Consider the following 20,785-nt stretch of genomic DNA (forward strand, 5'->3'; position numbering starts at 1 on the left):
TGGTGTGGGAGGGAACCCTCCGCTTCCGAGGGCGTTACCGAGGAATGATGAGGGCCATCGCCTCGGCGCGCGACTTCGCGTCGTGCTGGAGGGTGCCCCGGACCGCCGAGGTGATCGTCTTGGCGCCGGCCTTCTGGATGCCGCGCATCGCCATGCACATGTGCTCGCATTCGAGCACCACCACGACGCCACGCGGGGCCAGCTTGCTCATCAGCAGGTCGGCGATCTGCGAGGTGAGCCGTTCCTGCACCTGGGGGCGGCGGGCGAAGACCTCGACCAGCCGGGCCAGCTTCGACAGCCCGGTGATCCGTCCGTCCGGCCCGGGGATGTAGCCGATGTGCGCGCTGCCCCGGAACGGGAGCAGGTGATGCTCGCAGAGACTCATCACGTCGATGTCCCGGACGAGCACCAACTCCTCGTGGTTGGCCTCGAAGGTGGTGCTGAGCACCTGCGCCGGGTCGACCCGCAGGCCGGCGAAGAGTTCGGCGTACGCGCGGGCGACGCGGGCGGGCGTCTGCTGGAGGCCGTCCCGGTCCGGGTCCTCGCCGACGGCGATCAGGATCTCCCGGACGGCCTTCTCGATCCGGGCCAGGTCCATGGTCTCCTCGACCGGCCGGCCGGTGAGTTTGCCGCTGATCAGGCGTGCGGCGACGTAGTCGAGGGCCTCGTCACCGTCGGGTTCGGTCGACGAGGCGGCCAGCCCCTTGTCGGGGCTGGCCGCGGCGTCCGTGTTCAGTGCGTACCGTCCGAGTTGTTGGCCGAACCGCCGACCGAGGCACCGTCGGCCTGGGCCTGCGCCTTCAGGGCCTCCTTCTCGGCGGGCGTGAGCACCGGCGGCTCGGTGGAGGGCTGACGCTTGCCGAAGCCGTGGTAGGGGGCCATCGGCGGGCGCTTCGCCACCCGGGCGCAGATCCGGGCCATGTCGGCGGTGGAGAGGGTCTCCTTCTCCATCAGCTCGAGCACGATGTTGTCCAGGACGTCCCGGTATTCCACCAGGATCTCCCAGGCCTCGTCGTGGGCCAGTTCGATCAGCGCCCGCATCTCGCCGTCGATCTCGGCGGCCACCACGTCGGAGTAGTCCCGCTCGTGGCCCATGCTGCGGCCGAGGAACGGTTCGTCGCCGCTGGTGCCGTACTTGATCGCACCGAGCTTGGAGCTCATGCCGTACTGGGTGATCATCGCGCGGGCCAGCTGGGTGGCCTTCTCGATGTCGTTGCCGGCACCGGTGGTGGGCTCGTGGAAGACCAGCTCCTCGGCGGCCCGGCCACCCAGCGCGTACGCCAGGGTGTCGACCATCTCGGCCCGGGTCTGGGTGTACTTGTCCTCGGTCGGCAGGACCAGGGTGTGGCCCAGCGACCGACCCCGGGACAGGATCGTCACCTTGTGCACCGGCGCGGCGTGTGGCAGCGCCCAGGCGACCAGCGCGTGCCCACCCTCGTGGTACGCGGTGATCTTCTTCTCCTGGTCGCTCATCACCCGGGTCCGACGCTGCGGACCGGCGATCACCCGGTCGATCGACTCCTCCAGGGAGTCGTTGGTGATCGCCCGCTGGTCCTTGCGGGCGGTGAGCAGCGCGGCCTCGTTGATCACGTTGGCCAGGTCGGCACCGCTGAAGCCGGGGGTACGCCGGGCGACCGAGTCGAGGTCGACGTCGGGCGTGAACGGCTTGCCCTTGGCGTGCACCCGCAGGATGGCCTTGCGGCCCTCCATGTCGGGGGCGTCGACCGGGATCTGCCGGTCGAAGCGGCCCGGGCGCAGCAGCGCCGGGTCGAGGATGTCCGGCCGATTGGTGGCGGCGATCAGGATGACGCCGCCCTTGGTGTCGAAGCCGTCCATCTCGACCAGGAGCTGGTTGAGCGTCTGCTCCCGCTCGTCGTGGCCGCCGCCCATGCCGGCGCCGCGGTGTCGGCCGACCGCGTCGATCTCGTCGACGAAGACGATCGCCGGCGCGTTCGACTTGGCCTGCTCGAAGAGGTCGCGGACCCGGCTTGCGCCGACACCGACGAACATCTCCACGAAGTCCGAGCCGGAGATGGAGTAGAACGGCACCCCGGCCTCACCGGCGACCGCCCGCGCGAGCAGGGTCTTACCGGTGCCGGGCGGGCCGAAGAGCAGCACACCCTTCGGGATCTTGGCGCCCAGGGCCTGGTATTTCGCCGGGTTCTGCAGGAAATCCTTGATCTCGTGCAGTTCCTCGACGGCCTCGTCCGCCCCGGCCACGTCCGCGAAGGTGGTCTTCGGCGTGTCCTTGGTGATCATCTTGGCCTTGGACTTGCCGAAGTTGAGCACCCGGGAGCCGCCGCCCTGCATCTGCGACATGAAGAACAGCAGCAGGAGCACGAGCAGCGCGATGGGGAGCAGGTTGACCAGCAGGCTGACCCAGATGCTGTCCGAGGACACCTTGGCGTCGGCCGGGCCGGTGATCCGGTCGGCCGCCTTGGCGTCCAGCACCTGCTTCCAGACGTCGTTGCCCGCCGCGTACGGGAACTGGGCCTCGATCCGGTCGGTCGTGGTGTTGTCGAACTTGGCCTTCTGTGCCAGTTCGAGCTGGATCGTCTGTTCCTTGTCCTGGAAGACGACCTTATTAATCTTGGCGGTGTGGAGCTGGTCGAGCGCCACCGACGTGTCCACCCGGTGGTAGCTGGGACCAGCCGTGAAGAGTTGACTGAGCACAACGGCGCCGAGGATGACCAGGATGATCCAGACCACCGGTCGGCGGAAGAAACGCGTACGTTCCATACTGTCGTCGGGCATCGAGACGCCCGCATCCTCCTGATCGACGTCCTGACCGTCTAAATGGTGTCGCCGCCTCGGGCGGCGCCGCAGCCGCCGTGCGGGCCGGCCCCGACCCCGAGGCGCGTCAAGTGCCGCGCCGCGGTCATTCGACGGTACACCGTTCGAGCCAGATGTGAGCTTGCGAGCCCGGCACTTACGCGTACGGCGAACCCGGGTTTGAGCCGGCGTGGCGGGGAGCTCCTCACCCGACCACCCGAACGCCCGGTCACGCTGTTCGAGGGGCCGGGCGCGGAGGGAGCCTCCACGTCACCGGCCTCTACCGTAGACCGGAAGGCTGAGAGCCCGCTGTACGTCCGCTTGACGGCCCCCCTGTAGCGGCCGAAGCCAGCTCAGGCCCGGGCGTACACCTCGGGCTTGAGCACGCCGACGTAGGGCAACTCCCGGTACCGCTCGCCGAAGTCGAGGCCGTAGCCGACGACGAACTCGGTCGGGATGTCGAAGCCGACGTACTTGACCGGGACCGACACCTTGACCGCGTCCGGCTTGCGGAACAGAGCGACCACCTCGACGCTGGCCGCGGAGCGGGACTCCAGGTAGCGCAGCAGCCAGGAGAGGGTCAGCCCGGAGTCGACGATGTCCTCGATGACCACCACGTGCCGGCCGGCGATGTCCCGGTCCAGGTCCTTGAGGATCCGGACCACCCCGGACGACGTGGTGCCCTGGCCGTACGAGGAGACGGCCATGAACTCCAGTTCGGCGGGCGGGCCCTGGCGACCCAGCGCGCGGGCGAAGTCGGCCATGAACATGACCGCGCCCTTGAGCACGCAGACGAGCAGCAGCCCGTCCTCGACGTGCGCGTAGTCCGCCGAGACCTGCTTGGCCAGTTCCGCGGTCTTCTCGCGGATCTGCGCCTCGGAAATGATCACGTGGTCGATGTCGGCGTCGTACCAGGAGCCGTCAGCCATGCTCCTAGCCTGCCGTACGCCGGACGGGCTCCGTCGGCGGGGCCGCCGCTTTGGAGGCGACCCCGCCGGGGACATACGCCGCAGAAGGTGCAAGCCATCTCAGCAGGTACGGGAGGACCACCGGCGACCGTCGTCAGTCGGCCGCCAGTCGGCGGAGTCCCGGGTGTCCACGGTCAGCCCGACGGCGCTCGCGACGGCGAGGAGGAGCAGGAAGAGCAGAAGCAGCAAAGCAGTCATGGCGGCGCTCGCTTTCGCGTAGTTGGTGTCTGTTTCGCCGCCGGTGCGCACCGGATGTAGACCAGTTTGCGCCCCGCCATCCCCTCCCGACAGTGGCAGGAATGCCAGCACCCCTCGATTTCCTGCCACCCTCCGGGTTACCCTCGTCACATGCTCCGCTCGGTGGCCGTGATCGCGCTCGACGACGTCGCCGCATTCGAGCTCGGCGTCCTCGCCGAGGTCTTCGGCACCGACCGCACGGCCGACGGCTTCCCCGGCTACCGCTTCGACGTCTGCACAGTCGACGGCCGGTCGGTCCGCAGCCGCTCCGGCTTCCTGCTCACCCCGCACGCCGACCTGACCCCGGTCGAGGACGCGGACCTGGTGGCGGTGCCGGCGCACGCCGACGGAGCGGCCGTCCCGAAGCCGGTCCTGGCGGCGCTGCGCCGGGCCGCCGACCGGGGCGCCTGGGTGCTCAGCGTCTGCTCCGGCGCGTTCGTGGTGGGCGAGGCGGGGCTGCTCGACGGGCGGGACTGCACCACCCACTGGCGGCACGTCGACGAGTTACAGCGACGGTTCCCGGCGGCCCGGGTCCGGTGCAACTCCCTCTACGTGCAGGACGGGCGGCTGCTGACCAGCGCCGGCACCGCCGCCGGGATCGACGCCTGCCTGCACCTGGTCCGCCAGGAACACGGGTCGGCCACGGCCACCCGGCTGGCCCGGCGGATGGTCGTCCCACCGCATCGCGACGGCGGCCAGTCCCAGTACGTCGAGGCGCCGATCCCGAAGGCGCCGGAGGCACCCACCCTGGAGCCGGTGCTGGAGTGGCTGATGGGCCACCTCGACCGGACGGTGACCGTGGACGAGTTGGCCGGCCTCGCCGGGATGGCGCCGCGTACCTTCGCCCGCCGGTTCCGCGCCGAGACCGGCACCACCCCGCACGACTGGCTGACCAACCAGCGGGTGCTGCTGGCCCGGCGGCTGCTGGAGGAGACCCGGCTGACCGTGGAGAGCGTCGCCGACCAGGCCGGCTTCGGCGACGCGGCGGCGCTGCGGCACCACTTCACCCGCCGGGTCGGCACCACCCCGCACGCCTACCGGACCACCTTCCGGGAGCGGGCCGAGGCCTGATCACCAGCCCAGCATCGCGCCGTCGACCCGGGACTCCGACCCGACCGCGTACCCGCCGGAGGGCGACCGCCAGATCGTCTGGCCGTACCCGAAGACCGACGGCTCGGCCGCGACGGTGATCTCGTGCCCCCGGGACCGCAGGTCGGCGACCAGGTCCGGATCGAGTGTGGGCTCGACCAGCACGGTCCGGCCGGCGTGCCAGTACCAGCGCGGGGTGTCCAGGGCGGCCTGCGGGTCGCGCCCGGCGTCGACGGTCGCGGAGACGAGCTGCACGTGCCCCTGCGGCTGCATGTGCCCACCCATCACGCCGAACGGGCCGACCGGTGCGCCGTCCCGGGTCAGGAAGCCCGGGATGATGGTGTGGAACGGCCGCTTCGCCGGACCGACCATGTTCGGGTGGCCCGGGTCGAGGCGGAAGCCGAGGCCCCGGTTCTGCAGCGCGAAGCCGTGGCCGGGCAGCACCACGTGTGAGCCGAAGGCCAGGTACGTGGACTGGATCAGGCTGACCATCATGCCGCCGGCGTCCGCCGTGCAGAGATATACGGTGCCGCCGCGTTCCGGCTCACCGGCCACCGGATCGCCCGCCCGACCGGTGACCAGCGCCCGGCGGGTGCCCGCGTAACCGGGGTCGAGCAGCGCCGCCGTCGGCACCTCCGCCCGCTCCGGGTCGGCGACGTACGCGTGCGCGTCGGCGAACCCGAGCTTGACCGCCTCGATCTGCCAGTGCAGCCGCTCCGCCGGGCTCAGCGCGGCCAGGTCCACCCCGTCCAGGATCCGCAGGGCCAGCAGCGCCGCGATCCCCTGCCCGTTCGGCGGCAGCTCCCACACCTCGTGGCCCCGGTACGGAACGCGGACCGGGTCGACCCAGGTGGAACGGTGCCGGGCCAGGTCGTCCCCGGTAACGAAGCCGCCGGTCCGCGCCGCGTACCCGTCGATGGCCGCCGCGATCCGACCCCGGTAGAAGTCCTCCGCCCCGCTCCCGGCGATCCGGCGCAGCGTACGGGCCGCGTCCGGGTTGCGCCACCGCTCGCCCGCACGCGGCGCCCGGCCGCCCGTGGTGAAGACGCGGCGGAACTCGGCGTACTCCGTACCGGTCAGGCCGTCGTGGGCGGCGACCCCGCGCGCCCAGGTCGCGGCGGTGCCGGCGGCGACCGGGTAGCCGTGCTCGGCGTAGCCGATCGCGTCGGCGAAGAGGTCGGCGAAGGGCAGCGAGCCGAACCGGTCGTGCAGGTCCCGCCAGCCCGCCGGGGCGCCCGGCACGGTCACCGGCAGCCAGCCGCGCGCCGGCATGGCCGGCCCGGCCGCCTGAGCGCCGCCCAACGCGTCCACCGGCTCCGCGCCCCGCCGGCCGGTCGCGGTCAGCACCACCTCCCTGGTCAGTGCGGCCGGGGAGCGGCCGGAGGCGTTCAGGCCGTGCAGCCGCTCGCCGTCCCAGACGATCGCGAAGAGGTCGCCGCCGACGTCGTTCGACGGCGGCTGCACCACGGTCAGGGTGATCGCGGTGGCCAGCGCGGCGTCGACGGCGTTGCCGCCGCGCCGCAGCACGGCCAGGCCCGCGGCCGCCGCGAGCGGCTGGCTGGTCGCGACGGCACCGTTGGGGGCGAAGAGCGGCTGCCGGGGGTACGCCACCCACACTGTCTACCGCCTTCGGCGGCTCCCGGCGACCCCCGCGCGTCGCGCCCGCGCATCTCCACCCCCACCTCGGCGACCTGGCGCCATCCCCGACTCAGGTCACCGCCGCCTCGGCGACCCGGCGGCCCGAGTCACCACCTCGGCGAAACGGCGGCATTCCCGACCCCAGGTCACCGCCACCTCGGCGAGCTGGAGTGGGTCACGTGGTCAGGCGGCCGTCGCGGCGGACCACCGGCAGCCCGCCGGGCAGGTGCACGGCGCCCTGCCCGTGCCAGTCGGTGACCAGGGCGTCCAACGCGGCGACGTGCCGGTGCGACAGGGCGGCCGGCGACGCGCCCAGCTCCCGGGCCCAGGCGTGCAGCACCCGGGTGCGTACCGCCGCCGGCAACCCGGCCAGCGCCTCGACCGCGAGCCCACCCTCAGCCGCCCGTACCGGCCGGACGGCCCCCGGCCGGTCACCCGCGACCGAAGCCGTCCGAGGGGACCCGTCAACCGGCTGCGGCAAGGGCACCGGCGGGCCGGCGAGCGCGGCGGCGGCCAGGGCGTCGAGGGCGGCGGTGTCGGCCGCGAGCTGGCGGGCGGTCCGGGCGAGGTTGTCCACCACCCCGGGACCGAGCGCCGCGACCAGGGCCGGCAGCGCGTCGGCACGGACCCGCGAGCGGGCGTACGCCGGGTCGGCGTTGTGCGGGTCGTCCCAGGGGGTCAGGCCGAGCGCGGCGCACGCCTTGCGGGTGTCCTCGCGGGCGACGTCGAGCAGCGGGCGCAGCAGCGGCACCCCGGCCAGCTCGCGGCGCTCCGGCATGCCGGCCAGGCCACGCGGGCCGGCGCCCCGGGCGAGCGCGAGCAGCACCGTCTCGGCCTGGTCGTCGCGGGTGTGACCGAGCAGCACCGCACCGGCGTGGTGCCGCCGGGCGACCTCGACCAGCGCCTCGTAGCGGGCCTCCCGGGCGGCCGCCTCCGGGCCACCGGGCCGCCCACCGACCCGTACGGGCACCGCCTCGACCGGGTCCAGGCCCTGCTCGCGCGCCCAGCCGGCGACCATCGCGGCCCGCTCGGCCGAACCCGGTTGCAGGCCGTGGTCGACGGTCACCAGGCCGGCGCGCCGGCCGAGGCGGGGCGCCACGAAGGCGGTCGCGGCGGCCAGCGCCAGCGAATCGGCGCCGCCGGAGCAGGCCACCAGCACCGGCCCCGCCCCGGGCAGCCCGGTCAACGCCCGGCGTACGGCGACCCGGACGGCGGCGACCGGCGGGGCGAGCGCGGCCATGGTGTCAGTCTTCGTTCGCGACCGCGGGCTCAGTCGACGGCCGGGGTGGTGCGGGCCGGCCCGCCGTGCACCCGGGCCACCCAGGAGTCCGGGTCACCCAGCTCGTCCAGCCGGGGCAGGGTCAGCGGCGAAGCGAAGATCTTGTTGAAGCCCGCCATGCCGACCCGGTCCACCACACCGTGCACGAACTTGCGGCCCTCCGCGTACTGGCGCATCTTGACCTCGACGCCGAGCAGTCGGCGGATCGCCTTCTCCAGCGGGTTGCCGGCCTCCCGGCGGCGGTTGAACGCCGACCGGATCGACTCGACGCTGGGAATCACCTGCGGGCCGACGCCGTCCATCACGAACTCGGCGTGCCCTTCCAGCAGGGTCATCAGCGCCGTGAGCCGGTCGAGCACGGCCCGCTGCGCCGGGGTCTGCACGATGTCCAGCACGCTGGCCCGGCTCTCCGGGTCCTTCACCGCGTCGGAGAGGGTGGCGACGCCGCGCCGCAGCCGCTCCAGCAGGTGCTCGCCGCCCTGTGCGGCGTCCACGAACGCCTGCACCTCGCTCAGGAAGTACGCGCGCATCCACGGCACGGCGGTGAACTGGGTCCGGTGCGTCACCTCGTGCAGGCACACCCAGAGCCGGAAGTCTCGGGGGTCGGCCTGCAACTTCCGCTCCACCTCGACGATGTTCGGCGCGACCAGCAGCAGTTGGCCAGGGTCGCCGGCGAAGACCTCGTACTGGCCGAGCACCCGGCCGGAGAGGTACGCCAGCACCGTGCCGGCCTGCACCCCGGTGAGCCGGGAGCCGATCGCCTCGGTCAGCGGCCCGGGAGGCTTGTCCCCGGAGATGCGGTGCACCAACGGGGTGATCACCTCGCGCAGCCCGGCGATGTTGGCGGCCGCCCAGTCCCGGCGGTCCACCACGCGTACCGGCGGGTGGGTGACCTGGGCCCGCAGCCCTGTGTAGTCGGCGACGTGCCCGGCCGCCTCCTCGGTCAGCCGTCGCAGCTCGCCGACCACGTCGGTGGCCTCTGCGTACGACACCCGGGGGCCCGACTTGCCCAGTGCCCCCGCGGTGGCGGCGGCCAGATCCCAGTCCACGAACTGCGCCATGAACCAACGGTACCCGCGCCGTGACACCCCCACCCCGGCTCGCGGCGGGCGGTCGACGTGGTCGCCGGGCCGGGACGGGTCAGCGGCAGCCGCAGCCGGCCAGCGCGGAGCTGATCCGGTCGAGTGCCTCCCGGGTGTCGTCGAGGCTGCCGGTCGTCCTGTCAGTGAGCACGGCAAAGGTGAGCAACCGGCCGTCGGCGGTGGTGACCAGCCCGGCGATCGCGTTGACTCCGGTCAGCGTGCCGGTCTTGGCCCGGACCACGCCGGCTCCGGCCTTCGTCGCCGACTTCTGGTAGCGCGTGTCCAGGGTGCCGGACCACCCGCCGACCGGCAGGCCGCCGAAGATCGCCGCCAGCTCCGGGTGGCTGCCGTTGCCGGCAAGGGTGATCAGGTCGGTGAGCAGGGACGGGCTGATCCGGTTGGTCCGGGACAACCCGCTGCCGTCGGCCAGGCTGATCTCGTCGGCCGGCAGGCCCAGCTCGCCGAGCGTCTGGTCGGTGGCGGCCGCGCCCCCGACGAACGAGGCCGGCTTGCCCTTGGTCAGCGCCACCTGCCGGGCCAGGTACTCGGCGATGACGTTGTCGCTGTCACTGATCATGATGTCGACCAGCCGGATCATCGGCAGCGACTCGACCTTGCCCAGTTCGGTGCCGGGCGCGGCGGTCGCCCCGGCCGCGGCGCCGGAGTCGGCGGGCGCGGTGCCCCGCTTCACCTCGGCGGCGGCCCCGGAGAGCCCGAGCAGCTTCGCGAACCGCCGGCCGGCGGTCAGGTCGGGCTGGGGCACCCGCTCGGCCGCGCCGTGGGCCTCGTCGAAGTTCTTCCGGGCCCCCGCCGGATCCGCGCGGGCGGCATCGGTCGTCAGCGCGGTGATCGCCGCGCCGAAGCCGCCGGTGGGGATGTCGGAGTCCCAGCCGGGCTCGTACACCGGGCCGGAGAACAGGGACGAGTCGACCGTGACCTTCGTCGGTGCGGTGCCGCCGAGCGCCTTGCGTACCTGGGCGGCCAGGTCGTCGAGCCGGGCCGCGCCCGGGTAGAAGCCGTTCTTGTCCACCGCGAGGGTCGGGTCGCCAGCGCCGACGAGGACCACCTCGCCCGGGGCCGAGCCGGCCACCGCCCGGGTGGGAATCCGGTACGCCGGCCCCCGGGCGGCCAGCACGGCCACCCCGGTCGCCAGCTTCGTCACCGACGCGGGGACGGTGGGGTCGTCCTGCCCGCGGCCGTACAGCTCCTGGCCGGTGGCCACGTCGGCCACCGACACGTTCACCCGGTCGCCGAGCGCGGCCGCGCGGACCAGCGGTTCGAGCGCGGCACGTACCCCCTCGGGGGCCGGCAGCGGCGCGTTGGCGTCGGCGCGGGCGAGCACGGCCGGCGGGTCGGGCTCGGGCGACTGACCGCTCGCCTTCGGCGTGCCGTCCCCACCCAACCAGCCGGCGACCGGGCCGGGGCGGACCACGGCCAGCCCGACGCCGGCCAGGGCGACGATCAGCACGGCGGACAGCAGCGCCACCAGTCGGAGGCGGCGGCGCGGGGGTGGCGGGGGCGGGGGTGGGGCGGCCCCGACGGGCGGGACGGGCGGGCTCACCGGCATCCCGCCGGGCGCGTCGTGCGCCGGCCAGCTCACCGGGGCGGGCGGATTCGGGCCGGCGGGACCGGGGCCGTACCACCCGGGGTCGGCCCGGCCCACCGGGTCGCCGCCGTACTCCCGGGGACCGGCGCGGTACCCCTGCGGATCGGCGCCGTACTCCCGGGGACCGGCGCCGTACCCCTGCGGGTCGCCGCCGTACTCCCGAGGGCCGGGACGGTATCCCTGCGGATCGGCGCCGTACTCCCGAGAGCCGGGACGGTGCGGGTGGCCGCCGTACTCCTGCGGGTCGGTGCGGTACGCCTGTGGGTCGGCGCGGCCGACGGAGGCGGACCCGGTCGGGCGTCCCGGAACGCGCGGGAACTGCGCGTCAGGAATCGGTACGCGCCCGCTGGCACCGGAGGCGCCGGTTCCACGTCCGTCAACCCTCTCGGGGCGGTAGTGTGAATCTTCCCTCCCCACGACCCCCTCCTCCCCCGCTCGAAAGCACCTTGGGTGACACTACTTCGGTCCGAACACTATGCGGCGGCCGGAGCCGGCGGGGGCAGTTCCCCGTCCGGGCGCGGCGGCACTGGTTTCCGTTAGCCAGCGTGGGCAAACGAGGGAGCGTGGAAGATGGATTTCGACGTCACGGTTGAGATCCCGAAGGGTCACCGCAACAAGTACGAGGTGGACCACGCGACCGGCCGGATCCGGCTGGACCGTACCCTCTTCACCTCCACGCAGTACCCGGCCGACTACGGCTTCATCGAGGGCACCCTCGGCGAGGACGGCGACCCGCTGGACGCGCTGGTGCTGGTCCCCGAGCCGACCTTCCCGGGCTGCCTGATCCGCTGCCGGACCATCGGCATGTTCCGGATGACCGACGAGAAGGGCGGCGACGACAAGGTCCTCTGCGTCCCCTACGAGGATCCGCGCCAGGAGCACCTGCGGGACATCCACCACCTGGGCGAGTTCGACCGGCTGGAGATCCAGCACTTCTTCGAGGTGTACAAGGACCTGGAGCCCGGCAAGTCGGTCGAGGGCGCGACCTGGGTGGGCCGTACCGAGGCCGAGGCCGAGATCCAGGCGTCGTACCAGCGCGCCAGGGAGGCCGCCGAGCGCGGCGAGCACTGATCTTCGACGTCGACGGGCCCGGGCCGCTCCACCGAGCGGCCCGGGCCCGCGCCTATCCTCAGCCGAGCAGCCCGCGGGCCCGGTCGTAGAGGTCCAGCACCGCACAGGCCACCGGCACCACGGAGATCACCAGCGCGGTGTCGGCCAGGTCGGCCAGCCGACCGACGTACGGGGACACCGGCCGCCGGGCGTACGTGGCACCGGCCGCGACGGCGAGCAGCGCCAGGGCGAGCCCGCCGACGGCCAGGACGAGCCGGCCGCCCGGGCCGGCGTGGCCGACGAGCACCGCGCCGAGCAGGGCGTACCCGGTCAGCCCGGCGGTCACGGTGGGCACCCGGTGACGGACCGCCACGAACAGCCGGGAGCGCAGCAGCAGCACCGCGCAGCCGACCGCCGCCAGCAGCCGGCCGGCCCACCCACCGGTCATGGCCAGCACCGCCGTGGCGGTGACCGCCAGCAGGGCGTGCCCGAGCAGCATCCCGGTGAGCGTCTCCTCGGTCCGGGCCACCGCCGCGTGCACCCGGCCCCGGTCGGGCAGGTCGCGGACGCCGTCGGGGCCACCGGCCGGGGTGCCGGGCGGCAGGGTGATCGGCGGCAGCGGCACCTTGCCGAGCCGGATGGCCAGCAGCGGCAGCCCGCCGAGCGCGAAGACCAGCACGCAGAGCAGCACCGCGGCGGTGCCGGCCGGGTCGAGGAGGAGCCCGCCGAGGGCGGCGAGCCCGCCGGCCGCCCCGGTGGTGGCGCCGGCCACGAAGACCCGGGACCGGCTCGCCACCCCGAGCAGGCCGAGCACCGACACCAGCAGCAGCGCCACCGAACCGGCCAACAGCTCGGGCGCGCCCACCCAGGGCAGCGGCCCGAACGGGCCGACCGGGTCGCCGGAGCCGACCGCGAGGGCGCCGGCCGCGGCGGCGTACGGCAGGGCGTACCCGCCGAGGGTCGCGCCGGCCGGCCCGTCCCCGTACGCCCGGGAGGCGACGGTGGCGGCGAGCACGAGGAGCAGGGCCACCGCGGCGGCGACCGGCCAGCCGGTGCGGTGCCCGGGCCCGGCGGCCAGCACGGCGAGCAGCCCCACGATGAGTGGCACACCCGCCCCGGCCAGGGTCGCGCCCCGGGTGGCGGCCGGCGACCAGGCGGCACCCCGACGCCGGGCTCCGTCGGCGATCGCCTCGACCACGTCGTCGTACTCCAGCTCGGGCCACTGGGCGCGGGCCGGGACGAGGTGCAGCACCTCGCCGTCGCGTACGCCCTGGGGCAGCAGCGCCTGCGCGGTGGCCAGCACCGCGCCGTCGGTACGCCGAAGCACCCAGCCGCCGTGCCGTTCGCCGTCGTCGGCGAGCCCCTCCCCGGCGTGCCGCAGCACCTCGGGCAGCAGCTCGGCCAGGGGAACCTGTTCCGGCAGGGCCACGTCCACCCGCCGTTGCGGGGCGCTGATCGTGACCCGGGCCAGCCCGGTCGTCATCGATTTCTCTCCATATCGAGCGGGAACGGTGGCTGACGGACGACAGGACTTTACCTACCATGAGCCAGGCTCGGGTTACCGAGAGCCACATTCGGGAGGGCGAGTGTCCACTGTCGTCATCAAGCGGCCGCCGCGCCGACCGGCCCCGGAGATCCCGGTCGGCGAGCTGCCCGTGGAGGCGCCGCCGGAGATCCCCGTCGGCACCGGCGGGCGCTGGCAGCAGGCGCTCATGGTGCTGCCCATGCTCGGCGGCACGGTGGCGATGGCGATGATGTTCGGCCGGGGCGGTGGGGCCTACTCGTACGTGGTGGGCGGCATGTTCGGGCTCTCCTCGCTGGCGATGCTGGTCACCTCGTGGGGCGGCGCGGGCCCGAAGAAGTCGGAGATGATGGCCGCCCGCCGGGAGTACCTGCGCCACCTGGCCACCCTGCGCCGGCGGGTGCGAAACACCGCCGGGGCGCAGCGGGCCGGGCTCTACTACCGGCACCCCGACCCCGGGCGGCTCTGGTCGACGGTGGAGAGCCACCGGGTGTGGGAGCGCCGGCCGGGTGACCCGGACTTCGCCGTGGTCCGGGTGGGGGTCGGGCCGCAGACGCTGGCCACCCCGCTGGTCCCGCCGGTCACCCGGCCGCTGGAGGAACTGGAGCCGATGACCGCGGGAGCGCTGCGGCGCTTCCTCGACGCGTACTCGGTGGTGCCGGAACTGCCGGTGGCGCTCTCGCTGCGCAGCTTCGCCCGGGTCCACCTGCGCGGACCGGGTCCGCGACCTGGCGCCGTCGGCGCACACGGCACCGGCTCGCCGGCCGCGCAGGCGCTGGCCCGGGCCATGCTCACCCAGCTCGCCGTCTTCCACGCCCCCGACGAGCTGCTGATCGCGGTCTGCGCCGGCCCGGAGCGGCGCCCGCTCTGGGAGTGGGTCAAGTGGCTGCCACACGCCCACCACCCCGGCCGCACCGACGCGCTCGGCCCGGTCCGGCTGGTCACCAGCTCCGCCGCCGAACTGGAACGGCTCCTCGACGAGGTGCTGGCCAGCCGTTCGCGGTTCAGCCCGGCCGGCCCGGCCACGGACGGCCCGCACGTGGTGGTGGTGCTCGACGGGGGTGACCTGACCGGGGCCACCGACCTGGTCGGCGACGGCGGCATCGACGCGGTCACCGTGCTCGATCTGGACACCCCGCCACCCCGCCTGCTCGACCGGTACGCCCTGCTGCTCGACCTGGCCGACGGGCGGCTGCGGTCGCACTCGGTCGAGGGACCCGCCGAGGTGGGCACCCCCGACGGGCTGGACCTCGCCGACGCCGAGGCGGTCGCCCGCCGGCTCGCCCCGCTGCGACTCGCCGGCACGGTACGCGGACCCGACGCCCCGCCCGGCGCCGAGCCGGGCCTGCCCGAACTGCTCGGCATCGGCGCCCCGGAGAGCTTCACCGCCGAGCAGGGCTGGACGCACCGGGCCGCCCGGGACCGGCTGCGGGTGCCGATCGGGGTGGGCGCCGACGGCGGCGCGATCGAGCTGGACCTCAAAGAGTCGGCGCAGGACGGCATGGGCCCGCACGGGCTGCTCATCGGTGCCACCGGCTCCGGAAAGTCGGAACTGCTCCGCACCCTGGTGCTGGGCCTGGCCGCCACGCACAGCTCGGAGCAGCTCAACTTCGTCCTGGTCGACTTCAAGGGCGGGGCCACCTTCGCGCCGTTCACGCGGCTGCCGCACACCGCCGCGGTGATCACCAACCTGTCCGACGCGCTGCCCCTGGTCGACCGCATGGTCGACGCGATCAACGGCGAGCTGATGCGCCGGCAGGAGCTGCTGCGCCGGGCCGGCAACTTCGCCAGCCTGCGCGACTACGAGCGGGCCCGGGCCGCCGGCACCCCGCTCGCCCCGCTGCCGTCGCTGCTGCTGATCTGCGACGAGTTCTCCGAGCTGCTCTCCGCCAAGCCGGACTTCATCGACCTGTTCGTCCAGATCGGCCGGTTGGGCCGGTCGCTCGGCGTACATCTGCTGCTCGCCAGTCAGCGGCTGGAGGAGGGGCGGCTGCGCGGGCTCGACACCCACCTGTCGTACCGGATCGGGTTGCGGACCTTCTCCGCCCTGGAGTCACGGACGGTGCTCGGGGTGCCGGACGCGTACGAGCTGCCCCGTACCCCCGGGCACGGCTACCTGCGCGCGGGCACCGACCCGCTGATCCGGTTCAAGGCCGCGTACGTCTCCGGCCCGGTACCCCGCCGGGGCGGCCCGGCGGGCGGGGCCGACGCGGGCCCGGCCCGGCTGCTGACCTTCTCCACGCATCTCGTGCCGGTGCCCGAGCCGGCCGCCCCGGTCGCGCTCCCCGCCGTGGAGGAGACCACGGAGAGCCTGCTCGACCTGCTGGTCGGGCGGCTCGCCGGTCAGGGGCCGCCGGCACACCAGGTGTGGCTGCCGCCGCTGGACTCCGCCCCCGCCCTCGACGAGCTGCTCGGCCCGGTGGGGGCCGACCCGGTACGCGGGCTCACCGTCGGCAACCCGGAGCTGCACGGCGCCCTCCAGGTGCCGGTGGCCGTGGTGGACAAGCCGTTCGAGCAGCGCCGGGACCTGTTGTGGCTGGCCCTGGACGGGGCGGCCGGCCACGTGGCCGTGGTCGGCACCACGCGCAGCGGCCGGTCCACGGTGCTGCGGACGCTGATCTGCGCGCTGGCGCTCACCCACACCCCGGCCGAGGCGCAGGTCTACTGCCTGGACCTCGGCGGCGGGACGCTCGGCGCGCTGCGCGACCTGCCGCACGTCGGCGGGGTGAGCGGACGCGCGGACGACACCGCCGTACGCCGTACCGTCGGGGAGATCGTCACCCTGCTGGCCGAGCGGGAGCGGCGCTTCGCCGAGGCGGGCGTGGAGTCGATGGCGGCCTGGCGACGGCGGCGGGCCGCGGCGCTTGCCGGCGGGCAGCCCGACACCGACCCGTTCGGGGACGTTTTCCTGGTCATCGACGGCTGGAACACCCTGCGCAAGGACTACGAGGACCTGGAACCGCTGGTCACCGAGCTGGCCATCCGGGGCCTCGCGTACGGGGTACACGTGGTGGCCACCGCCCTGCGCTGGTCGGACTTCCGGCCGGCGATCCGGGACCTCTTCGGCTCCCGCCTGGAACTGCGTCTCGGCGACCCGGCCGACTCGGTGGTGGTCAAGCGGGCGGTCGCGGCGACCGTGCCGGAGGAACAGCCGGGACGCGGGATCACCGCCGGCGGGCTGCACTTCCTCACCGCCGAGCCCCGGGTCACCGGGCTGGGCACCGAGACCACCGAGCTGGTCAAGGCGGTCGCCGGCGCGTGGGCCGGCCCGGCGGCGCCCCGGGTACGGCTGCTCCCGCCGGTGCTCCCGTACGCCGAACTGGACCAGAGCGCGACCGGCGGACTGGCCTTCCCGATCGGGGTGGCCGAGGCGGACCTGCGCCCGGTGGTGCTGGACTTCGCCACCGAGCCGAACTTCGTGGTCTTCGGCGACGCCGAGTGCGGCAAGTCGTCGTTCCTGCGCGCGTTGGCCACCTCGATCGTCAACCGGTTCACGCCCGAGCAGGCCCGGGTGATCCTGGTGGACTACCGGCGCAGCCTGATGGGCACGATCGAGACGCCGCACCTGATCGGGTACGGCACGGCCGCGCCGCACACCGCCGAGCTGATCGAATCCGCGGCCGGCTACCTCCAGGGGCGGCTGCCGGGACCGGAGGTCACGCCGGCGGAGCTGCGCACCCGGTCATGGTGGACCGGGCCGGAGCTGTTCGTGCTGGTGGACGACTACGACCTGGTGGCCGGCGGGCCGACGAACCCGCTGCGCACGCTGGAGGAGCACCTGCCGCACGCCCGGGACGTCGGGCTGCACCTGGTGCTCGCCCGTCGCTCCGGCGGGGCCGGGCGGACCTCGTACGAGCCCATCATCCAGCGGCTGCGGGAACTCTCCACGCCCGGACTGGTGATGTCCGGCGGGCCGGAGGAGGGGCCACTCGTCGGCCAGGTCAAGGCGGGTCCGCTGCCGCCCGGCCGGGCCCGGCTGGTCACCCGCCGGGAGGGCGTACGCCTGGTGCAACTGGCCCACCTACCGGCAGGTTGAACCGTTCAGAGACTTGCGACGTGGCGGTTGGGAAACCCGGTAATCTCCGAGCAGCATGTTTCGGTCGCGATGAAATGGCTGGGGTACGTGATCAGGGATCGGCAGGGAGCTGCGCGCGCCACCCGGCGTTCCGCCGGTCGCGCGCTGCTCGGTGTGGTGGCCGCCGTCGCCACCGTGGCCGTTCCGCTGGCCCCGCCCGCGTACGCGGCCCCGCTCGCGCCCGTCGCCTCGGCCCGTTCGGTCGCCACGGCGCGGCCGGCCTGGCTGGCCCCGGTGGACACGACCACGCGGGTGGACCAGGCCCGCGACGAGCAGTGGCAGCTCGACGAGCTGCGCGCGAAGACCGCGTGGCGTACGTCGACCGGGCGCGGCGTGGTGGTCGCGGTGATCGATTCCGGGGTGGACGGTTCCCACCCGGACCTGGCCGGTCAGGTGCTTCCCGGTATCGACCTGGTCTCCACCGACGGCACCGACGGGCCGGACCCGGTGGGGCACGGCACCACGGTCGCCGGTCTGATCGCCGGGCGCGCGGACGACGACCGGGGGGCGATCGGGCTGGCGCCGGACGCCCGGATCCTGCCGGTCCGGGTGCTCGACGACGACAACCGCTACAACGACGCGCTGATCGTCGCCAAAGGGGTGCGCTGGGCGGTCGACAACGGCGCCCGCGTGATCAACCTGTCCCTGGGCGGCAGCGGGGACAGCCCGGCCCTGGCCGCCGCCCTCGACTACGCCTTCGCCCGGGACGTCGTGGTGGTGGCCTGCACCGGCAACCTGGCCACCTCGAACAGCACCAAGGTCTGGTACCCGGCCCGTGAGCCGGGTGTGGTCGCCGTCGCCGGCCTGGAACGCGACACCCGGAACCTCTGGTCCGGCTCCATCACCGGTCCCGAGACCGTGCTCACCGCGCCGGCCACCGCGCTGTACGGTGCCCGGCCCCCGAACGCGTACTGGCGGGTGCAGGGGACCAGCTTCGCGGCTCCGCTGGTCTCCGCGACGGCCGCCCTCATCCGGGCCCGCTACCCGCGGATGTCCGCCGGGGACGTCATCAACCGGATGACCAGCACCGCCCGTGACCTCGGCCCGGCCGGCCGCGACGACCGGTACGGCTTCGGGTTGGTGGATCCGGTGGCCGCGCTGACCGCCGACGTGCCGTCGGTGGGCCGCAACCAGCTCGACGACAACGACTCCCCCGGCGTGGTGGGCTTCGGTCCGGCGCCCGGCTCGGAGCGGGTCGCCGCGGACGCCGCCGGAGCCGGGGTCGACCCGTTCACCCTCACCACCCCGAAGCAGTCCACCCGATGGTCGGCCCTACCGGCCGGTCAGGCCACCGACCCGGCGCCGGAGCGGCTCTGGGCCGGCCTCGCCCTCCTCGTCGCCCTGCTCACCGGTGCCGCGTTGCTGGTCCGCCGGGTCCGGCAGGCTGGCCGCTGACCCGGCGTCGTGGGCGGTCTCCTGGATGGTGGTCAGCGGATGAACCGGCCGTCCACGGGCGAACGGTCCCGGGGCGACCGCCGGCTCGACCCGGACCGTTCGCTGGGCCTGCGCCTCCCCCTCGCCGCCACGGCGGCGTTCCTGCTGGTGCCGTTCACCCTGCTGGCGGTGCTGGTGCGGGCCACCTGGCCGCCGCTGTTCCGGTTGGACGCCACGGTGGCCGACGCGCTGCACCGGTACGCGCTCGACCACCCGGCCTGGGTACGGCTGATGAGTCTCTGGACCGACGTCTTCGCGCCCGGCCCGCTGCGGATCGCCACCGGGGCGGTGGCGGCCTGGCTGTTTCTCCGCCGGGCTCGTGGATTGGCGTCCTGGGTGGTCACCACGATGACCGTCGGCGGCCTGCTCGGCGTGGCGCTCAAGCTGCTGGTGGGCCGGCCCCGGCCGGAACTGCTCCACCCGGTGGCCCGGGCGTCCGGGCTCTCCTTCCCGTCCGGGCACGCGCTGAACGCCACCCTGGCCGCCGGGGTCATGCTGCTGGTCTTCCTGCCGTTCACCCGCGACCGGCGGCCGCTGCGCTGGGCGCTCTGGACCGGGGCCGGGCTGGTCGCGGTGGTGACCGGGGTGAGCCGGATCGCGCTGGGCGTGCACTGGACCAGCGACGTGGTCGGCGGGTGGCTGCTCGGCCTGGCGCTGCTCGCCGCGACGACGGCCGCCTTCCGCGCCTGGCGGACCCGGACCGGCCACCGACCCGCGCGTATCGCCCGGGAGGGCGTCGAGCCGGAGCTGGCCGAGCCGGGGCCGGAGGGCACGTCGAGGTAGCCGAGCCGCCGGGTGGTCGCCGGTCCGGCGCCGTCGGGCCGCTCAGGTGCAGTCGCCGGTGCCGACCGCCCGGGTACGCTCCGCGCCAGCGAGGGCCACCGGCCGGGCCTCGGCGGCGGTCACCGCGAAGCCGGTGTTCGGATCGTCGGCCGCCGCCGCGAAGATGACCCCGAGCACCAGCCCGTTCGCGGAGACCAGCGGGCCGCCCGAGTTGCCGCTGCGGACCAGCGCCCGGATCGTGTAGATCTCCCGGGTCACGTCCTTCGAGGAGTAGATGTCCGGCCCGGTGATCCGGTCGACGTCGCGGACCCGGGCCGGACGGGCGTCGTACGGGCCGTCGAGGGGGAAGCCCAGCACGATGGCGTCCGCCCCGGTGCCGGCCTGGCCGGCCGCGAAACGCAGCGACGGCCCGGGCAGTCCCGGCACGTGCAGCACGGCCAGGTCCCGCTGCGGGTCGTAGACGACCACCTCGCCGTCGTACCGCTCGCCGCGCAGCTCGACCGCCACCGAGCGGGTGCCCGCCACCACGTGCGCGTTGGTCATCACCCGGTCGTCGGCGTACACGAAGCCGGAGCCCTCGATGCGGCGGGCGCAGCTCGGCGCGGAGCCCAGCACCTTCACCACCGACCGCTGGCTGTTCGCCACCACCTGCGAGCCGGCCAGCGTCGGGTCGGGCGGGGAGACCTGGCGGGCGCGGGTCGGCGAGAGTTTGCCGAAGACGTCCGGGAAGCCGTTGGTGTCGACCGTGTCACGCAGCGCCGTGGAGAGCTGCTGCGCCTTGTCCGGCAGGATCCGGTCGATCACGGTGAGCAGGGCGCTGTTGCGCACCGACGAGGCCACCCAGGGCACCGACGAGGAGCCGAGCGGCACCGCGACCAGCCACACCACCAGCATGACCGCGACGGCCGAGACGATCGCGCCGCCGATGTCGTCGAGCCGCTTGACCAGGTCGTTGGTGATGGTCTGGCGCAGGTGGGAGCCGATCCAGCCGGCCAGCGCCTGCCCCAGCACGGCCAGCCCGAAGATCGCCACCAGGGAGATCAGCACCCGGGTCCCGCTGTCGGTGAACTGCCGGGCGACCAGCGGGCCGACCTGGAGGCCGATCAGCACGCCAAGGAAGAACCCGGAGAGCGACAGCGCCCCGATGGCGAAGCCCTGGCGGTATCCGCTGATCGCGAACACGAGCATGAGCAGCAGCAGTACGAGATCCACGGCGGACACCCGTCAAGGGTACGGGCCCCGGCCACGGG

15 protein-coding genes are annotated in these 20,785 nt (G+C 74.3%); 5 read left to right on the forward strand and 10 right to left on the reverse strand.

The features are described 5' to 3' along the window. Nucleotides 1-34: 34 nt before the first annotated feature. The 4 genes from folE to GA0070621_RS30120 all read right to left on the reverse strand — a co-directional run bounded on the left by folE (nt 35) and on the right by GA0070621_RS30120 (nt 3,938). A complete protein-coding gene (folE, locus tag GA0070621_RS22065) occupies nt 35-700 on the reverse strand; it encodes a GTP cyclohydrolase I FolE (RefSeq protein WP_091199090.1) in 666 nt (221 codons plus the stop codon). Nucleotides 701-732: 32 nt separating this feature from the next. Further along, nucleotides 733-2,739 (reverse strand): ATP-dependent zinc metalloprotease FtsH, encoded by a 2,007-nt coding sequence (gene ftsH, locus GA0070621_RS22070; protein ID WP_091199093.1) that lies wholly within the window; start codon nt 2,737-2,739, stop codon nt 733-735. Between the two features lie 386 nt (nt 2,740-3,125). Next, a complete protein-coding gene (gene hpt / locus GA0070621_RS22075) occupies nt 3,126-3,701 on the reverse strand; it encodes a hypoxanthine phosphoribosyltransferase (protein ID WP_091199095.1) in 576 nt (191 codons plus the stop codon). Between the two features lie 99 nt (nt 3,702-3,800). Continuing rightward, a complete protein-coding gene (locus GA0070621_RS30120; protein WP_167667153.1) occupies nt 3,801-3,938 on the reverse strand; it encodes a hypothetical protein in 138 nt (45 codons plus the stop codon). A 150-nt stretch (nt 3,939-4,088) separates the two neighbouring features. Here GA0070621_RS30120 and GA0070621_RS22085 point away from each other — a divergent pair, with 150 nt between their 5' ends. After that, nucleotides 4,089-5,048: a GlxA family transcriptional regulator gene (locus GA0070621_RS22085; RefSeq protein ID WP_091199098.1), complete on the forward strand. Its 960-nt coding sequence runs from the start codon at nt 4,089-4,091 to the stop codon at nt 5,046-5,048. Here GA0070621_RS22085 and GA0070621_RS22090 read toward each other — a convergent pair whose 3' ends face one another. The 4 genes from GA0070621_RS22090 to dacB form a co-directional block, all read right to left on the reverse strand. Then, nucleotides 5,049-6,677, reverse strand: a complete 1,629-nt coding sequence (locus GA0070621_RS22090; RefSeq protein ID WP_091202723.1) for a gamma-glutamyltransferase family protein — start codon at nt 6,675-6,677, stop codon at nt 5,049-5,051. 202 nt (nt 6,678-6,879) lie between these two features. After that, nucleotides 6,880-7,944, reverse strand: coding sequence for a tRNA lysidine(34) synthetase TilS (gene tilS, locus GA0070621_RS22095; protein WP_091199100.1), 1,065 nt, complete (start codon nt 7,942-7,944; stop codon nt 6,880-6,882). 29 nt (nt 7,945-7,973) lie between these two features. After that, the gene (locus tag GA0070621_RS22100; RefSeq protein WP_091199102.1) at nt 7,974-9,044 is read right to left on the reverse strand and encodes a zinc-dependent metalloprotease; all 1,071 of its coding nucleotides are present in this window, start codon (nt 9,042-9,044) and stop codon (nt 7,974-7,976) included. 79 nt (nt 9,045-9,123) lie between these two features. After that, nucleotides 9,124-10,632 carry a D-alanyl-D-alanine carboxypeptidase/D-alanyl-D-alanine endopeptidase gene (dacB, locus tag GA0070621_RS22105; RefSeq protein ID WP_091202725.1) on the reverse strand — a complete coding sequence of 503 codons (1,509 nt, stop codon included), beginning with the start codon at nt 10,630-10,632 and terminating at the stop codon, nt 9,124-9,126. A gap of 609 nt (nt 10,633-11,241) precedes the next feature. Here dacB and GA0070621_RS22110 point away from each other — a divergent pair. Further along, complete coding sequence (locus tag GA0070621_RS22110; RefSeq protein WP_091199103.1) at nt 11,242-11,742, forward strand: inorganic diphosphatase; 501 nt, start codon at nt 11,242-11,244, stop codon at nt 11,740-11,742. A gap of 58 nt (nt 11,743-11,800) precedes the next feature. On the opposite strand, the gene eccD is transcribed toward GA0070621_RS22110, so the two are convergent. Then, on the reverse strand, nt 11,801-13,204 hold the full coding sequence (eccD, locus tag GA0070621_RS22115) for a type VII secretion integral membrane protein EccD (protein WP_091199105.1): 1,404 nt from the start codon (nt 13,202-13,204) through the stop codon (nt 11,801-11,803). A gap of 103 nt (nt 13,205-13,307) precedes the next feature. Here eccD and eccCa point away from each other — a divergent pair, with 103 nt between their 5' ends. The 3 genes from eccCa (at nt 13,308) to GA0070621_RS22130 (ending at nt 19,535) form a co-directional block, all read left to right on the forward strand. Continuing rightward, on the forward strand, nt 13,308-17,279 hold the full coding sequence (gene eccCa, locus GA0070621_RS22120) for a type VII secretion protein EccCa (protein ID WP_091199107.1): 3,972 nt from the start codon (nt 13,308-13,310) through the stop codon (nt 17,277-17,279). A gap of 69 nt (nt 17,280-17,348) precedes the next feature. Then, a complete protein-coding gene (gene mycP, locus GA0070621_RS22125) occupies nt 17,349-18,713 on the forward strand; it encodes a type VII secretion-associated serine protease mycosin (protein ID WP_167667155.1) in 1,365 nt (454 codons plus the stop codon). Between the two features lie 39 nt (nt 18,714-18,752). Beyond that, complete coding sequence (locus GA0070621_RS22130) at nt 18,753-19,535, forward strand: phosphatase PAP2 family protein (RefSeq protein ID WP_091199110.1); 783 nt, start codon at nt 18,753-18,755, stop codon at nt 19,533-19,535. A 42-nt stretch (nt 19,536-19,577) separates the two neighbouring features. On the opposite strand, the gene GA0070621_RS22135 is transcribed toward GA0070621_RS22130, so the two are convergent. Continuing rightward, entirely contained in the window at nt 19,578-20,756 is a 1,179-nt protein-coding gene (locus GA0070621_RS22135) for a MarP family serine protease (protein WP_091199112.1), read from the reverse strand. Nucleotides 20,757-20,785 lie beyond the last annotated feature (29 nt).

This window comes from Micromonospora narathiwatensis (genome assembly GCF_900089605.1).
Lineage (GTDB): Bacteria > Actinomycetota > Actinomycetes > Mycobacteriales > Micromonosporaceae > Micromonospora > Micromonospora narathiwatensis.

Bases quoted from the DNA above. Each gene is read 5' to 3' on its own strand.
- GA0070621_RS22110 (WP_091199103.1), top strand. From the start codon at position 11,242: ATGGATTTCGACGTCACGGTTGAGATCCCGAAGGGTCACCGCAACAAG.
- GA0070621_RS30120 (WP_167667153.1), bottom strand. From the start codon at position 3,938: ATGACTGCTTTGCTGCTTCTGCTCTTCCTGCTCCTCCTCGCCGTCGCG.
- GA0070621_RS22100 (WP_091199102.1), bottom strand. From the start codon at position 9,044: ATGGCGCAGTTCGTGGACTGGGATCTGGCCGCCGCCACCGCGGGGGCA.
- eccD (WP_091199105.1), bottom strand. From the start codon at position 13,204: ATGACGACCGGGCTGGCCCGGGTCACGATCAGCGCCCCGCAACGGCGG.
- hpt (WP_091199095.1), bottom strand. From the start codon at position 3,701: ATGGCTGACGGCTCCTGGTACGACGCCGACATCGACCACGTGATCATT.
- tilS (WP_091199100.1), bottom strand. From the start codon at position 7,944: ATGGCCGCGCTCGCCCCGCCGGTCGCCGCCGTCCGGGTCGCCGTACGC.
- GA0070621_RS22130 (WP_091199110.1), top strand. From the start codon at position 18,753: ATGAACCGGCCGTCCACGGGCGAACGGTCCCGGGGCGACCGCCGGCTC.
- mycP (WP_167667155.1), top strand. From the start codon at position 17,349: ATGAAATGGCTGGGGTACGTGATCAGGGATCGGCAGGGAGCTGCGCGC.
- GA0070621_RS22085 (WP_091199098.1), top strand. From the start codon at position 4,089: ATGCTCCGCTCGGTGGCCGTGATCGCGCTCGACGACGTCGCCGCATTC.
- ftsH (WP_091199093.1), bottom strand. From the start codon at position 2,739: ATGGAACGTACGCGTTTCTTCCGCCGACCGGTGGTCTGGATCATCCTG.
- dacB (WP_091202725.1), bottom strand. From the start codon at position 10,632: ATGCCGGTGAGCCCGCCCGTCCCGCCCGTCGGGGCCGCCCCACCCCCG.